The sequence below is a fragment of the Paraplanobispora siamensis genome, from assembly GCF_016863175.1.
In the GTDB taxonomy this organism is placed as follows: domain Bacteria; phylum Actinomycetota; class Actinomycetes; order Streptosporangiales; family Streptosporangiaceae; genus Planobispora; species Planobispora siamensis.
The window spans coordinates 34,757-49,967 of sequence record NZ_BOOJ01000029.1; the positions used below are offsets into that span (position 1 = coordinate 34,757).

At 74.0% G+C, this 15,211-nt stretch carries 11 protein-coding genes; 7 read left to right on the plus strand and 4 right to left on the minus strand.

Annotated features, from left to right (window positions below; translation table 11 throughout):
• Nucleotides 1-231 precede the first annotated feature (231 nt).
• A complete protein-coding gene (locus Psi01_RS16430) occupies nt 232-1,575 on the plus strand; it encodes a glycoside hydrolase family 6 protein (protein WP_204064892.1) in 1,344 nt (447 codons plus the stop codon).
• Nucleotides 1,576-1,760: 185 nt separating this feature from the next.
• Here the strand turns inward: Psi01_RS16430 and Psi01_RS16435 are convergent, their stop codons facing one another.
• The 4 genes from Psi01_RS16435 to Psi01_RS16450 all read right to left on the minus strand — a co-directional run bounded on the left by Psi01_RS16435 (nt 1,761) and on the right by Psi01_RS16450 (nt 6,440).
• The gene (locus Psi01_RS16435) at nt 1,761-2,543 is read right to left on the minus strand and encodes a class I SAM-dependent methyltransferase (protein WP_204064893.1); all 783 of its coding nucleotides are present in this window, start codon (nt 2,541-2,543) and stop codon (nt 1,761-1,763) included.
• A gap of 178 nt (nt 2,544-2,721) precedes the next feature.
• On the minus strand, nt 2,722-4,479 hold the full coding sequence (locus Psi01_RS16440) for a hypothetical protein (protein WP_204064894.1): 1,758 nt from the start codon (nt 4,477-4,479) through the stop codon (nt 2,722-2,724).
• 64 nt (nt 4,480-4,543) lie between these two features.
• Entirely contained in the window at nt 4,544-5,485 is a 942-nt protein-coding gene (locus tag Psi01_RS16445) for a carbohydrate kinase family protein (protein ID WP_239127793.1), read from the minus strand.
• A 16-nt stretch (nt 5,486-5,501) separates the two neighbouring features.
• Nucleotides 5,502-6,440: a pseudouridine-5'-phosphate glycosidase gene (locus tag Psi01_RS16450; RefSeq protein ID WP_204064896.1), complete on the minus strand. Its 939-nt coding sequence runs from the start codon at nt 6,438-6,440 to the stop codon at nt 5,502-5,504.
• A gap of 264 nt (nt 6,441-6,704) precedes the next feature.
• Between Psi01_RS16450 and Psi01_RS16455 the strand changes: the two genes are divergently transcribed.
• The 6 genes from Psi01_RS16455 to Psi01_RS16480 all read left to right on the plus strand — a co-directional run bounded on the left by Psi01_RS16455 (nt 6,705) and on the right by Psi01_RS16480 (nt 15,158).
• A complete protein-coding gene (locus tag Psi01_RS16455; protein ID WP_204064897.1) occupies nt 6,705-7,610 on the plus strand; it encodes a LysR family transcriptional regulator in 906 nt (301 codons plus the stop codon).
• A gap of 222 nt (nt 7,611-7,832) precedes the next feature.
• On the plus strand, nt 7,833-9,353 hold the full coding sequence (locus tag Psi01_RS16460) for a phytoene desaturase family protein (RefSeq protein ID WP_204064898.1): 1,521 nt from the start codon (nt 7,833-7,835) through the stop codon (nt 9,351-9,353).
• A 185-nt stretch (nt 9,354-9,538) separates the two neighbouring features.
• Nucleotides 9,539-10,255 (plus strand): response regulator transcription factor, encoded by a 717-nt coding sequence (locus Psi01_RS16465; protein ID WP_204064899.1) that lies wholly within the window; start codon nt 9,539-9,541, stop codon nt 10,253-10,255.
• Entirely contained in the window at nt 10,252-11,697 is a 1,446-nt protein-coding gene (locus Psi01_RS16470; RefSeq protein WP_204064900.1) for a HAMP domain-containing sensor histidine kinase, read from the plus strand. The genes Psi01_RS16465 and Psi01_RS16470 overlap by 4 nt, the downstream gene beginning before the upstream one ends.
• 195 nt (nt 11,698-11,892) lie before the next feature.
• Nucleotides 11,893-13,086: a bifunctional glycosyltransferase family 2/GtrA family protein gene (locus Psi01_RS16475; protein ID WP_239127766.1), complete on the plus strand. Its 1,194-nt coding sequence runs from the start codon at nt 11,893-11,895 to the stop codon at nt 13,084-13,086.
• Nucleotides 13,083-15,158: a mannosyltransferase YkcB-related protein gene (locus Psi01_RS16480; RefSeq protein ID WP_204064902.1), complete on the plus strand. Its 2,076-nt coding sequence runs from the start codon at nt 13,083-13,085 to the stop codon at nt 15,156-15,158. Before Psi01_RS16475 ends, Psi01_RS16480 begins: the two co-directional genes overlap by 4 nt.
• Nucleotides 15,159-15,211: the final 53 nt, after the last annotated feature.

Sequence of the window (15,211 nt, forward strand, 5' to 3'; positions counted from 1 at the left end):
CCGCCCTGTCCGGGGACCCCTCCGCTCGCCGGAACCCGTCCCGCAGGGGGAGAAGCGCCGTCGCGCGACCGGCGGAACCGGCGGGACCGTGAAATTTTCATCGCGGGACAGCGGCTTTCGCGCAGCTCAGACGCCTCGGCGCCGGTCCGGAGCCAGGCTCCGGCTAGGTGCCCGGAGGGTGTGCGGCTTAGCTTGGCAAGGCTCCCACATCACCCCCTAAGGAGCCGTTACATGCGGAGAAAGTCCATTCTGGCCACGGTCTGCACAGCGCTGGCCGCGCTGTCCTGCGCAGCCGGAGTGTCCATGGCGAGCGGGGCCTCGGCCGCGGACTCCTCGTTCTACGTCGACCCGGACACCAGCGCGGCCAGGTGGGTCGCGGCCAACCCCGGGGACTCCCGGGCGCCGGTCATCCGCGACCGGATCGCCTCCGTGCCCCAGGCGCGCTGGTTCACCACGACCAACACCTCCACGGTGCGCTCGCAGGTGTCGGCGTTCGTCGGCGCCGCGGCGAACGCGGGCAAGGTCCCCATCATGGTCGTCTACAACATCCCCAACCGAGACTGCAGCGGGGCGAGCACCGGCGGCGCGCCGAACCACACCGCCTACCGCCAGTGGATCGACGAGGTGGCCGCGGGCCTGCAGGGACGTCCCGCCGCGATCATCCTCGAGCCGGACGTGCTGCCGATCATGACCAACTGCATGAGCTCCTCGCTGCAGCAGGAGGTCAACGCCTCCATGGCGTACGCGGGCAAGAAGCTGAAGGCCGCCTCCTCGCAGGCCAAGGTCTACTTCGACATCGGGCACTCGGGCTGGCTGGGCGCCGGCGAGGCCGCGAACCGGCTGAGGGCGGCCGGGGTCGCCGACAGCGCGGACGGCATCTCGCTCAACGTCTCCAACTACCGGTGGACCTCCACCGAGGTGGCCTACGCCAAGAACATCCTGTCCGCCACCGGCGTCTCGCGGCTGCGCGCGGTCATCGACACCAGCCGCAACGGCAACGGCCCGCTGGGCAGCGAGTGGTGCGACCCGGCCGGCCGGGCGATCGGCACCCCGAGCACGACCGCCACGGGCGACTCCATGATCGACGCCTTCCTCTGGATCAAGCTGCCGGGCGAGGCGGACGGCTGCATCGCCGGAGCGGGGCAGTTCGTCCCGCAGCGGGCCTACGACCTGGCCATGGCGGCGCCCCAGCAGACCCCCACGGCCACTCCCACGGTGACCCCGACGGTGACCCCGACCGCGACGCCCACCGTGACCCCGACGGTGACGCCGACCGGGGACGCGGCCTGCACGGCCGCCTACAGGATCGTCAACTCCTGGCAGGGCGGATTCCAGGCCGAGGTGACGGTCAAGAACACCGGCGGCGTGGCCCTGTCGAGCTGGGCGGTCCGCTGGTCCTTCCCGGGCAACCAGACCGTCAGCCAGCTGTGGAACGGCCAGCACAGCCAGAGCGGCGCCGCGGTCACGGTGCGGAACGTCGCGCACAACGGCAACCTGTCCACCGGAGCCTCGACGACCTTCGGGTTCGTCGGCACCGGGAGCAGCGCCACCCCGTCCTCGGTGACCTGCGCCTGACCCACGCGGTCACCGGAGATCAGGTACGGCCCGCCCCGCGTCCCGCAGGACCCGGCGGCGGGCCGTACCGCGCACGCACCCGGAGCATCCGGTACGGCCCGGCGTCTCCCCACGGGCCGTACGGGATTCCCACGTGTCCGGCCTGCTTCCCGCGGGCCGTGGGGGATCCCCGGGCTCCGGGGTCGTCAGCCGGTCAGCGCGCGGACCGCCACCGTGACGATCGGGAGCTCGAACTCCCCGTCCGCGGTCTCCGGAGTGGAGCGCAGATAGCCGAGGACGCGGGCCAGCAGCTCCGTGCGCTCGGCCTCGGGGAGCGTCAGGGCGTGGGAGTGGGTGGCGATGGTGGCGGCCATCGACTCGGCGGTCCTGCGCTGGCCGTGGGCGAACTCGGCCCGCTCGACCACGCGGAACCCGCGCCCCTCCAGGGGGCCGGCGCCGGGATGCCACTGCCGGAACGACACGGTGCTGCGCGCGACCTCCTTCAGCCCCCTCACCCACGGGACCCGGTCGTCGTCGAGGTTCCACAGCCCCGCCAGCACGCCGCCCGGCGTCAGGACCCTGCGGATCTCCGGCAGGGCGCGGTCGAGGTCGAACCAGTGCATCGCCTGCCCGACGAGGATCGCGTCGGCCGAGGCGTCCGGCAGCGGGATCTCCTCCGCCGCCCCCTGCACCGCCCTGACCGAGGGCAGGCCGGAGCGGAGCTGGGCGAGCATGGCGGGATCGGGCTCCACCGCGACGACGTCGGCGCCGAGCCGCAGCAGCGACTCGGTGAGCTTGCCCGTCCCGGCCCCCAGGTCGAGCACGCGCGGGCGGGCCGGGCCGGAGACGGGCTCCAGCGACCAGCGCACGGCGGCGTCGGGATAGCCGGGCCGCTCCCGGGCGTAGGCGGCCGCCTGGCCGCCGAAGGAGGAGGCCCGCAGGGAGAGGGCCTCCGGGTCGATGTCCCCGAAGGCGGATGATCTGTTCACGGCCTCACCCTAACGCCGCCCGCGAGGGCGGACCGGGTGCCCGCGGCAGACCTTCCACCGCCGCCCGCAGGGGCGCTTGAGGAGGAGCTCCCACCGCCGCCACGAGGGCGGACCGGGTGCTCACGGCAGGCCTCCCGTCCCGCCCGCGAGGACGGGCCGGGTGCTCACGGCCGGCCCCTCAGCTGGGCAGCTGCGCCTCCAGGCGGTAGCCGTCCACGGTCACGTACACCTGGTCGCCCGGGCGGGCGTTGAGGCGCATGAGCACGGGCTGGAGCGAGTCGAAGACCGGGTGGTCGCGCCAGACCAGGACCACCGCGTTGTCGCCGGGACCGGTCACCGACAGCAGGGTGCCGGGGCGCATGCCGAGCTGGGTGGCGTACCCCTCCGGCACGGCGACCGGGGCGCCGCGCAGGTGCTCGCTGGTCACCTCGATCCGCTGCCAGCGGCTCGGATCGGTGGTCGGGCTGGTCGGCGGGGGGAGCGGCGCGCGCTGGCTGGTGATCAGGTGCGGGCGGCTGTTGCCCGACAGCGCCGAGAGCGTGGCCAGCGCGGCACGGGGGTCGATCGAGGAGGCGTTGACCTGCGGGATCGGCTGGCCGCCGCGGTGGTGGCCGTTGGCACCGGGCGTACGCCGGGGCAGCTGGCGGGTGGTCTCGGCGGCGGGCTCGAAGGCCTCCTCCTGCGCCGGGGTCGCGGCGAGCGCGTCCAGCCAGGCCTGGGCCGAGTGGGCGCGGATGCCGAGCTGGTGCTCCATGAGCACCACGATGTCGGCGTCGGCCGGTTTGCCCGCCAGCAGCTTCCTGGTGCGGTCGCGCAGGCTGCCCAGGTCGCCGACGACGAGCCAGCCGTCCTGGAGCCTGCGGTCCGGCATGAGGGTGACCAGCACCCGCCACAGCGGCGTGCGGAGCGTGGGCACCTCGATGGGGTGGGCGGGGTCGGCGCCCAGGAGCTGCTCCTGGGTGGCGGCGGCGCCCAGCCATTCGGTCAGCCCGAACATGTGGCCGGTCAGCGGGGCCGACTCGGACGAGCGCAGCCACAGCAGGATGCGCTCCTCGGCGGCACGCTGGGCCTGCGACAGGGCGCTGAGGTCGGCGTTGAGCTTGTGGGCCAGCGCCCGCAGGCTGATCGGGTCGACGGCGAACAGGCGTTCCACGGCGACCGCGCGCTCCAGCGGGTTCCAGTCGCGGAACATGTTGTCGACGAGGCGGACCAGCGGGTACTCGCTGAGGTCGACCTGCGGCCGGCGGGACGGCAGCGCCTGCGGCTCCGGAGCGGCGGGCTGCGCGGCCGGGGCCGCGTGGGAGGGCGCCGGGACACTCTGCGGGGCGGCCGCCGCGTGCGAGGGGGCCTGCGGGGCGGGCGCCGCGTGCGAGGGAACCTGCGGGGCAGCAGCCGCGTGGGAAGGCGCCGGGGCCGTGTGCGAGGGCGCCGTGTGCGAGGGCGCCGGGGCACTCTGCGTCGCGGGAGCGGAGGCGGCGGCCTGGGCGGCGGGGGCGATCTGCTCGGAGATGCCGGGGATCCGGCCGAGCACCTCGCGGAACATGGCGGTGACCAGGACCTCGGGCGAGGCGGGCACGGCGGGGCCGGTGAGGTCGCCGGGCGTCAGGCGGCGCAGCCGGGACCAGCCGCCCAGACCGGTGATGGCCGAGCGCGCGGGCTCGGACCAGCCGGGCAGGTTGGGGTCGACCGTGTGCACGTGCAGCGCGGGCAGGACGTCGCTCAGCGGCAGGTGGTCCCAGCGGGAGACCGAGAGCCGGGCGAGCCGGTCGCAGACCCAGTCCAGGCCGGTGGCGCCGAGGGCCTTGGGCAGCGTGACGGAGGACCACCAGCCCGCGGGCAGGCGGGGATCGGCCAGGGCTTCGGCTATCTGCTGTTGCCGGCTCCAGCGCAGGGCCGGGACCAGATCACTCAGGCAGATCGATGACTCGGCATCCATCGGCGGACCGCAACCTCCCCAAAGTGACGCATGTGGCTAATGGTGCAGTCTACGCCGCAAGCTATCAATTGGTGCTAAGAGGGTAAAGCTGGTTGGAACTCAAATCCGATTGAAGGATATGCGGGCGACCGCCGATGACTGTAACCGCTTCCGCGCCCGCCCGACAGCCCGCCGCGAGTGCGGCCTCGTCGCCCGCCCCCGTCAGCAGGGCGGTGAGCAGGCCCGCGGCGAACGCGTCACCTGCTCCGGTGGAGTCGACGGCCTTCACCGCGAGCCCGGGAACCCTGGCGGTGAGACATCCCTCTCTGGCCATCAGGGCACCCTGGGGACCCAGCTTCACCGCGGCGGCGCCGTACAGCAGGCTGAGCTCCTCGGCCGCGCGCTCGCCGCAGGTCGTGCCGGTGAGCAGCAGCGCCTCGTCCAGGTTGGGGATGATCAGCCGGGCGACCAGGGTCTCCTCGATGAAGCGTTCGGGGCCGAACGCGCGCAGGAAACCGGTCGAGGCGGGGTCCACGCTGGTCGTGACGCCCCGGTGGGTGGCGTCGGTCAGGGCCAGGCGGGAAAGGCGCAGGCCCGGCTCGGCGAACAGGGTGTATCCCGACAGGTGGAGGTGGCCCACCCCGTCGAGCAGGCCCTCCTCCCAGTCCTCGGTGCCGATGTGGCCGCCCGCCCCCCGGTTGGTGAGCATGGACCGTTCCCCCGTGACGTCCACCATGGCGATGACCACGGCGGTCGGCCGCTCGGGGTCCACCCTCAGGTGGGGCCGTACCCCGCTGCGCAGCAGCTCCGCACTGTGCCATTCGCTGGTGTCGAAGCCGACTCTGGTGAGGATCCGCGCGTCGGCGCCCAGGCGGGCGGCCCAGGAGGCCGTGTTGGCCCCCGAGCCGCCGGGCCGGAGCACGATGTCGGCGGCGGTGTCCGTGCCGGCCGCGAGGCCCGCCAGACTCAGTTCTCCGTGAAGCGCGACGACGTCGGTGACCACGTCGCCGATGACCAGCAGGCCCATTTCGGTCACGGGTACCTCAACTTTCCTTACTCCATGATGCCGCGATCTGTCCGGCAAGGCGGGTGTTTCCTCGCACGGCCGCCAGATTCGCCTCAAGGGAGGCACCGTCGGTGCCGCGTACCAGGTAGTCCAGGAGGAACGGGGTGATCGCCTGTCCGGTGATCCTCTTGCGCTCCGCCGCGTCCAGGGCCTCGGCGAGGACCCTGTCGTGCAGGTCCGGGTCGAGCTGCTGCTCCAGCGGCACCGGGTTGGCCACGATCAGCGCGGTCTCCGGGCCGCCGAACGCGTCCTGGGCCCGCATGACGGCCGCGGCCTCCTGCGGGGTCTCGATCCGCCAGTCGATCCGCTCGCCCGAGGTGTGCAGGTAGAAGCCCGGGAACTCGTCGGTCCTGAACCCCGTGACGGTGACGCCCCGGGTCTCCAGCCGCTGCAGGGTGGCCGGGACGTCCAGGATCGACTTCACGCCCGCGCACACGACGGTGATGCGGGTACGGCTGAGCGTGTCGAGGTCGGCCGACTCGTCCTGGCTGTCGGACCACTGGCGGTGCACGCCGCCCAGACCGCCGGTGGCGAAGACCCGGATCCCCGCCCGGGCCGCCAGGAACGAGGTGGCCGAGACCGTGGTCGCGCCGCTGGCCTTCAGCGCGGCGGCGGCCGGCAGGTCGCGGTAGCCCAGCTTGCGCAGGCCGGACTCGGTGGCGATCCGCTTGAGCTCGGCGTGGTCCAGCCCGATGCGCGCCACGCCGTCCAGCACCGCGATCGTCGCGGGCACCGCCCCCTGCTCCCGGACGATCTCCTCCAGCTCGGTGGCGACCTCGAGGTTGCGGGGCTGGGGCAGGCCGTGCGAGATGATCGTCGACTCGAGCGCGACGACGGGCGCGCCCTGTGCCAGCGCCTCGGCCACCTCCTGTGACGGACGGAGAACGGTGTCGATCGGTAGCGGGGAGGTACGCATGGGCTGGGCTGTCTCCTCGGGTCAGAAACGTATGCTTGCCTGATTAGAACGGTGTAAACAGGGATCTCCGTTCTAAAGAGAGCACGCTAGGGGGCCGGTTCCCGAACCGTCCATCGGGAGATCAGCCGAGGGCGGGGGCCCGGCGTGGTGAGATCATGCCGATGACCGCGGCGACCTCTTCGCCGGAGAAGTGAATCTACTTTGTAAAGGCAGTCGGCCGGGGGCACCGAAACCCGCCGATCACGCAGGTCATAGCCTGGAGCTATGAGTCGCCTGCCCGACCTGGATTCCCTGCAGTTGCTGGTCGACGTCGACCGGCTGGGCAGCCTGGGACAGGCGGCCCGGGCGGCGGGTCTGGCCCAGCCGTCGGCGAGCAAGCGGATCGCGCTCCTGGAGCGCCGTCTGGGCCTGACGCTGCTGGAGCGCACCCCCCGCGGCTCCACGCTCACCGCGCAGGGGGCGATGATCGCGGCCTGGGCGACGCAGGTGCTGGCGGCGGCCGAGGAGCTGGTGCGCGGGGCGCAGGCCGTACGGCACGCGCGGGCGGCGCACCTGCACATCGCCGCCAGCATGACCGTGGCCGAGTATCTGCTGCCGCGCTGGCTGGGGGAGTTGCAGCACCGGGAGCCGCAGGTCCAGGTCGGGCTGGACGTGCAGAACTCGGCGGAGGTGGTCAGGCTGGTCGGCGGCGAGCTCGGCGGGGTCGAGCTCGGCTTCGTGGAGGGCCCCTCGGTGCCGCAGGGGCTGGCCTCCAGGGTGGTGGCCACCGACCGGCTGGTGGTCGTGGTCGCGCCGGACCATCCGTGGGCGCGGCGCCGTACCCCGCTGCTGGAGGCGGAGCTGGCGGCCACGCCGCTGGTGGTCCGCGAGCGCGGGTCGGGGACCAGGGAGACTCTCGACCGCGCGCTGGCGGGGCACGCCGTCGCGGCTCCCCGGCTGGAGCTCGGCTCGAACGCCGCGGTCAAGGGCGCCGCCCGCGAGGGCGCGGCCCCGGCGGTGCTCAGCGGCTACGCCGTCGAGGCGGAGCTGGCGACCGGCCGCCTGGCGGAGGTGCCCACGCGGGGGATCGATCTGCAGCGCCGGTTGCGGGCCGTCTGGCGGCGCGGGCGCACCCCCACCGGGCCGGCGGGGACGCTTCTGGAGATCGCCCTGTCCACCGCGCGACCATAGACCGTTTTGTCGGATTCGCTGTATGGTTTCGGCCATGGCGTGCATTGAGATGCGGGGCGTGCTCCGGCCGGAGCCGCACTGGCAGACCGGGCTCTGAGCGCGGGCGCTTCCGGCCGTGTCCGACCACCGGGTGTCCCCGGCCCCGCCGGACCGCCGGGTCCTCCGGCTCTGTCCCGCCGCCGGATCCTCCGGCCCCGCCACGTCTCACCCTTGGATGTCCCCATGCTCCGTTCCCGCTATGACGCCGTGATCGTCGGAGGCGGCCACAACGGCCTGGTCGCCGCCGCCTACCTCGCCCGCGCCGGCCGCCGCGTGCTCGTCCTGGAACGCCTGGACCACGTGGGCGGCCTGGCCGTCTCGGCCAGGGCGTTCCCCGGGGTCGACGCCCGGCTCTCGCGCTACTCCTACCTGGTCAGCCTGCTGCCGTCCAAGGTCGTCAAGGACCTCGGCCTGGCGGTGGAGCTGCGCCGCCGCCGGTACGCCTCCTACACCCCGGCAGGCGGCACCGGCCTGCTGGTCGACAACGACGACGCCGGGCGCACCGCCGCGTCCTTCGAGCGGGTCACCGGCGGGACCGCCGACCTGCGGGCGTGGCAGCGGTTCTACGCGATGACCGCCGAGGTGGCCGCCAAGGTCGCGCCGACGCTGCTCGAACCCCTCGCCGACCGTACGGCGATTCGGGACCTGGTGGGGCGCGATGCGTGGCGGGAGCTGTTCGAGCGGCCCATCGGGGAGGTCGTGGACGAGCGCTTCGCCGACGACACCGTGCGCGGCGTGGTGCTCACCGACGCGCTCATCGGCACCTTCGCCGACCCGTGCGACGAGAGCCTGCTGGCCAACCGCTGCCTCCTCTACCACGTGATCGGCGACGGCACGGGAGACTGGAACGTCCCGGTCGGCGGCATGGGCGCGGTCTCCGGGGGCCTGGCGGACCTCGCGCGGGCGGCCGGGGCCGAGATCGCGACCGGCGCCGAGGCCGTGGCGATCGACCCCTCGGGCGAGGTCGTCTTCCGCGACGCGGCCGGGGAGCACACGGTGACCGGGGAGCGGGTGCTGGCCAACGTGCCGCCCGCCGTACTGGCCAGGCTGCTGGGAGCCGAGGAGCCCGCGCCCGAGGGCGCCCAGCTCAAGGTCAACATGGTGCTGTCCCGGCTGCCCCGGCTGAAGGACCCGGACGTCGATCCGGTGGCGGCCTTCAGCGGCACCTTCCACATCAACGAGGGCCGCGACCAGCTGGCCCGCGCGCACGCCGAGGCCGCACGGGGGGAGATCCCGAGCCTGCCCCCGGCCGAGGTGTACTGCCACTCGCTGACGGACCCGTCGATCCTGGGACCGGACCTGCGCGCCGCCGGGGCGCAGACGATGACGCTGTTCGGTCTGCACATGCCCGCCCGGCTGTTCCGCGAGGACCCCGCCGGCTCCCGCGAGCGGGCGTTGCGCGCGACGCTGGCCTCGATGGACGCGGTGCTCGCCGAGCCGATCGAGGACTGCCTGCTGCGCGCCCCGGACGGGAGCCCGTGCCTGGAGGCCAAGACGCCGGTGGACCTGGAGAACGAGGCGGGCCTGCCCGGCGGTCACATCTTCCACCGCGACCTGTCGTGGCCGTTCGGCGAGCCGGGGACCTGGGGCGTGGAGACCGGTCACGAGCGGGTCCTGCTGTGCGGGGCGGGCGCCCGGCGCGGCGGCGGGGTCAGCGGTATCCCCGGGCACAACGCCGCCATGGCGGTGCTGGGCGGTTTTTGAGCCGGGCGGTCCCCGGACGCGGTTCTTGAGCCGGGCGGTCCCGGGCCTCGCGGCGGGCCGTACGGCCTCGCGCGGCGGGGCGTCTCAGGGGAGCGGGGCGTCTCTCAGGGGAGCGGGGCGTCTCTCAGGGGAAACGCACAGGTCCCTTCATCGGACTCTCATGAAGGACGCCTACCGTGGGTGCCATGGTTGCCACGGGTGATGGTGGGGCGGCGCGGGTGCTGGTCGTGGACGACGAGCCCGCGCTCAGGGAGGCGCTGCAGAACAGCCTGGAGTTCGAGGGTTACCGGGTGGGCCTGGCCGCCGACGGGCAGGCCGCCCTGGAGACCCTGGAGCGCGAGCAGTACGAGCTGGTGCTGCTCGATGTGATGATGCCCAGGCTGGACGGGCTGACCACCTGCCGCAGGCTCCGGGCGGCCGGCAACCGCGTCCCGGTGCTCATGCTCACCGCGCGCGACGCCGTGGGCGACCGGGTGTCGGGGCTGGACGCGGGCGCCGACGACTATCTGGTCAAGCCGTTCGAGCTGGACGAGCTGCTGGCCCGGGTCCGGGCGCTGCTGCGGCGCGGCGCGATGGCCGCCCCGGCGGCCGAGGACTCCGGGGAGCTGGTCTTCGACGACCTGCGGATGGACGTCGCCGCCCGGCAGGTCACCCGGGCGGGCATCCCGCTGGAGCTGACCCGGACCGAGTACCTGCTGCTGGAGCTGTTCATGCTCCACCCCCGGCAGGTGCTCACGCGCGAGCAGATCCTCAGCGAGGTGTGGGGCTTCGACTTCGAGCCGTCCTCCAACTCCCTGGACGTCTACGTCATGTATCTGCGCCGCAAGACCGAGGTCGACGGGCTTTCCCGCCTGATCCACACCGTCCGGGGCGTCGGCTACGTGTTGCGGACCTCCCCGTGAGGGGCCGCCGTTCCCTGCGCGCGCGGCTGACCCTGCTGGTCGCGGTGGCGGTGGCGGCGGCCATCGCGGTGTGCGCGGGGGCCTGCTGGTTCATCGTGCGCACGGCGCTGCTGAACCAGGTCGACCGTTCCCTCAGCGGGCCGGGACCGCGGGGCGACGGCTGGGTCGCCTTCTGTGAGAGCAACGCCGCGGCGGGGGACGACTTCCTGCGCGGAGGCGCGCGCCGGTTCCCGCCCCACGTGCCGCCGATCCAGGTGGTCGACGCGCAGGGCGGGGTGTGCTCCCTCGGTGACGGCGCCGTCGAGGTCGTCCCGGCGGACCTCGCCCTGCGGAACGCGCCGGTCGGCACGGAGCGGCTCCGGGACGGGGTGACCACGGACGGGGCCGAGGTGCGGGTGCTGACCCGCACCATCGGCGGCGGGCGCGTGGTGATGGAGGCCCGCAGGCTGGGCGAGTTCCAGTCCACGCTGACCACGCTCGCCGTGATCCTGGCCGGGGTCGCCGGGTTCGGCGTGGTGGGCGCCGCGACCGCCGGCAGGATCATCGCCCGTACGGCGCTGCGGCCGGTCGAGCGCCTGACCGGGGCGGTGGAGCACATCGCCAGGACCGAGGACCTCGACACCAGGATCCCGGTCGAGGGCACCGACGAGCTGGCCCGGCTCGGCAGCTCCTTCAACGCGATGACCGCCGCGCTGGCCGGGTCCCGCGAGCGGCAGCGGCGGCTGGTCGCCGACGCCGGGCACGAGCTGCGCACCCCGCTGACCAGCCTGCGGACGAACGTCGACCTGCTGCTGCGCAGCGAGAACACCGGCCGCCCGCTGGCGCCGGAGACGCGGCACCGGCTGCTGGGCAGCCTCAAGGCCCAGTTCGAGGAGATGTCCACCCTGATCGGGGACCTGCTCCAGCTCTCCCGCTCCGCCGGGGAGCACGAGCCGTACGTCGAGGTGGCCTTCCACGGGGTGGTCGAGTCGGCGGTGGACCGGGCCCGGCTGCGCGCCGGGGACATCCCGATCGAGGTCGACATCGAGCCGTGGTACGTCCGGGGCGACCGGGCGGCGCTGCAACGCGCCGTGGTCAACCTGCTGGACAACGCGGTGAAGTTCTCCGGGGCGCCGGCGGAGGGGCGGGCGGCCGGTGACGCGGAGGCCGGCGGACCGGTGGCGGCGGGACCGGTGGAGGTACGGCTGCGCGGCGGCGAGCTGACCGTGCGCGACCACGGTCCCGGAATCGCGCAGGAGGACCTGGCCTACGTCTTCGACCGGTTCTGGCGCTCGTCCTCGGCGCGCAGCATGCCGGGCTCCGGACTGGGCCTGGCCATCGTGGCGCAGGCCGTACGGGACGCCGGGGGAGAGGTCGTCCTGGAGAACGCCGACGGCGGCGGGGCCCTGGCCCGGCTGCGCCTTCCCGGCTCTCCCGCGCCGGAGGGGACCGCCGGGCGCTGACCTGGCACGCCCGGCGGGCGTCCGCGGTGCGAGGGCGCCCGCCGGGCGCCCGCAAGTCATTTACAAGATCAATTGATCATGCTGTGGACCGTCGTTTTTCTCACCCCGCATTAATGATCGCCTCAGGAACGCCCAAGACCGGTCGCCGAGCCTGAGGCCATGACAGAGCAGAGCCACGATCCACGGGGGGGCAGCATGACCCAGCTGACGGCGCCGGTACGCACCCGGCTGGTGGAGATCGTCGTTCCCGTGTACAACGAGCAGCGGGTGCTCGCCGAGAGCGTCCGCCGCCTGCACTCCTATCTCACCGCCACCTTCCCCTACGGCTTCCGCATCACGATCGCCGACAACGCCAGCACCGACCGGACCTGGCCGATCGCGGTCGACCTGAGCCGGGAGCTGCCGCACGTGCGGGCCGTGCACCTGGACGCCAAGGGCCGGGGACGGGCGTTGCGGCGGGTGTGGTCCGAGAGCGACGCCGACGTGGTCGGCTACATGGACGTGGACCTGTCCACCGATCTGGACGCCTTCCTTCCGCTGGTGGCCCCGCTGCTGTCGGGCCACAGCGACCTGGCGATCGGCACCCGCCTGTCCCGGGGCTCGAACGTGGTGCGCGGGCCGAAGCGGGAGTTCATCTCGCGCTCGTACAACCTGCTGCTGCGCGGGGCGATGGGCGCGGGCTTCTCCGACGCCCAGTGCGGCTTCAAGGCGGTCCGCACCGAGATCGCCCAGGCGCTGCTGCCGGCGGTCGAGGACGAGGAGTGGTTCTTCGACACCGAGCTGCTGCTGCTGGCCGAGCGGCACGGGCTGCGCATCCACGAGGTCCCGGTGGACTGGGTGGACGACCCCGACAGCCGGGTGGACATCGTCAAGACCATCAAGGACGACCTGAAGGGCATGGCCCGCGTGGCGCGCAGGACCCTGTCCGGCCCGGCCGGCATCCCGGTCCCGCCCCGGGTCCGCGACGCCGGTCTCCCCAGGGGCCTGGCCCGCCAGCTGCCCGTCTTCGCCGTCATCGGCGTAATCAGCACGCTGGCCCACCTCGGCCTGTTCGTGCTCCTGCGGACGCTGGTGCCCTCGGTGGCGGCCAACGGCCTGGCCCTGTTCGTCACCGCCGTCGCCAACACCGCGGCCAACCGCCGCTTCACCTTCGGCGTCACCGGCCGGGCCGGGGCCCTGCGCCAGCAGCTCGAGGGCGGCCTGGCCTTCGTCATCGGCCTGGTGCTGAGCACCGGCGGCCTGGCCGTGCTGACCGCACTGGCCCCGGGGGCCTCCACCGCCGCCGAGGTCGCCGCGGTGATCGCCGCCAACGCCCTGGCCACCCTGGTCCGCTTCTTCCTGCTGCGCGCGTGGGTCTTCAACCCGCGCCGGGTGGAGGCCGCGCGATGACCGCCGCCACCGTCACCCGGCGTGCGGTCCCGCCCGCGCGCTCCCGGCGGGCCGCCCCCCGCTGGGCCCCTCCCGCCTTCTGGTCCGTGCTCGCCCTGGCGACCGTCCTGCACGTGTGGGCGCTGGGCCGCAACGGCGACGCCAACTCCTACTACGCCGCGGCCATCCTGTCCGGCACGCAGAGCTGGAAGGCGTTCTTCTTCGGCGCCCTGGACGCCGGGTCGTTCATCACCGTGGACAAGCCGCCGTTCGCCCTGTGGGTGATGGGACTGTCGGCGAGGATCTTCGGGTACGGGACGTGGAGCATGCTCCTGCCCCAGGCGGCCGCGGGCGTCGCGGCCGTCGCCGCGGTCCACTCGGCCGTGCGGCGCTCGCTGTCCGGTACGGCGGGCCACGCGGCGGCGCTGGTCGCCGCGCTGGTGATGACGCTGACCCCGATCACGGTCGCCATCAACCGGGACAACAACCCCGACACCGTCCTGGTCCTGCTTCTGGTGCTGGCCGGATGGTTCTGCCTGGAGGCCGTGCGCGACGGCAGGACGCGGACCCTGGTCTTCTCGGCGGTCCTGGTCGGCCTGGCCTTCAACACCAAGATGCTCCAGGCCTACCTGGTGGTCCCCGCCTTCGCCGCGGTCTACCTGGTGGCGGCCCCGGGCACGGTGCCGCGGCGTCTCGGCCGGCTGCTCGCGGCGGGCGCGGCCCTGGTGGTCTCCAGCGGCTGGTGGATGCTGATCGTCGACCTGTGGCCCGCGGCCGACCGTCCCTACATCGGGGGCAGCACCGACAACTCCGTCTGGGACCTGGTGATCGGCTACAACGGCCTGGGCCGGATCTTCGGCGGAGAGGGCCGCGGGGGCGGCGGAGGCGGCGGCTTCGGCGGCGAGCCGGGCGCGGGACGGCTGTTCAACGACGTCATGGCCGGGCAGATCTCGTGGCTGCTGCCCTTCGCGGTCCTTGCCCTGGTCTGCGGCCTGATCCTGGCCACCCGCCGGGCCGCGCGGGCGGCGGCGCCGTCCGGAGGAGAGGCGGTTCCGCAGACGGCGCCGTCCGCGGTGCGGGCGCCGGCCGTACGCGAGGACCTTCCCGGGGCCCGCGCGGCCCTGATCATGTGGGGCGGCTGGCTGGCCGTCCACTACGCGGTGTTCAGCTTCTCCGGCGGCACCTTCCACCCGTACTACTCCACCGCGATGGCCCCGGCCGTCGCGGCCCTGACCGGTCTGGGCGGGGTGCTGATGTGGCGGGCCCACCGGCGCTCGCGCGCCTGGGCCTGGGCGTTGCCGGTGGGGATCGCGGTGACCGGGGCGTGGGCGTTCACGGTGCTGCGCCGTACCCCCGACTTCGTGCCCTGGCTGGCGTGGACGGTGGCGGGGCTGACCGCGGTCGCCGCGGCCGGGCTGCTGCTGGCCCGGATGGGCCGGCGCCTGCGGCTGCGGGTCGCCGCCGTCGCACTGGTGGCCGGGCTGTTCGCGGGCCTGGCCGGTCCGGCCGCCTACGCCGTGACCCCGCTGGGCTCGGCCGTCAACGGCACCAACCCCACCGCGGGTCCCGCGGGCAGCGGCGGCTTCGGCGGGCCCGGGGGCATGCGGATGCCCGGCGGGACGCGCGAGGGCTTCCCCGGTGGAACACGTGAGGGCTTCCCCGGCGGGATGCCGCCCGGCGACGCCGCGGAGGGGCCGCCGGGTGACGCCGGGGGCGGCATGCGGGGCGGACCCGGCGGGAACGTGAGCCGGCAGATGATCGAGTACCTGCGGAGGAACCGGGGCGGCGCGAGCTGGCTGGTCGCGGTGAGCAGCGCGCAGAGCGCGTCGTCGATCATCCTGTCGACCGGTCAGCCGGTCATCGCGATGGGCGGCTTCACCGGCAGCGACCCGGCCATGACCGTGGACCGGCTCAAGGAATTCGTCTCCTCCGGCCGGCTCGCCTACCTGATGCTCGGCGGGGGCCGGGGCGGGCCCGGCGGAGGCGGCGGCTCCGAGGTGAACACGTGGGTGCAGGCCAACTGCACCGTGGTCGCCCCGTCGGAGTACGGCGGGCAGGAGAGCGAGCAGTCCTCCCTCCACCGCTGCGGCTGAACGCCGGGGAGGCCGGCGGGCACGGGTCCCGTCGGCTCTCTTCCGGCCCGTCC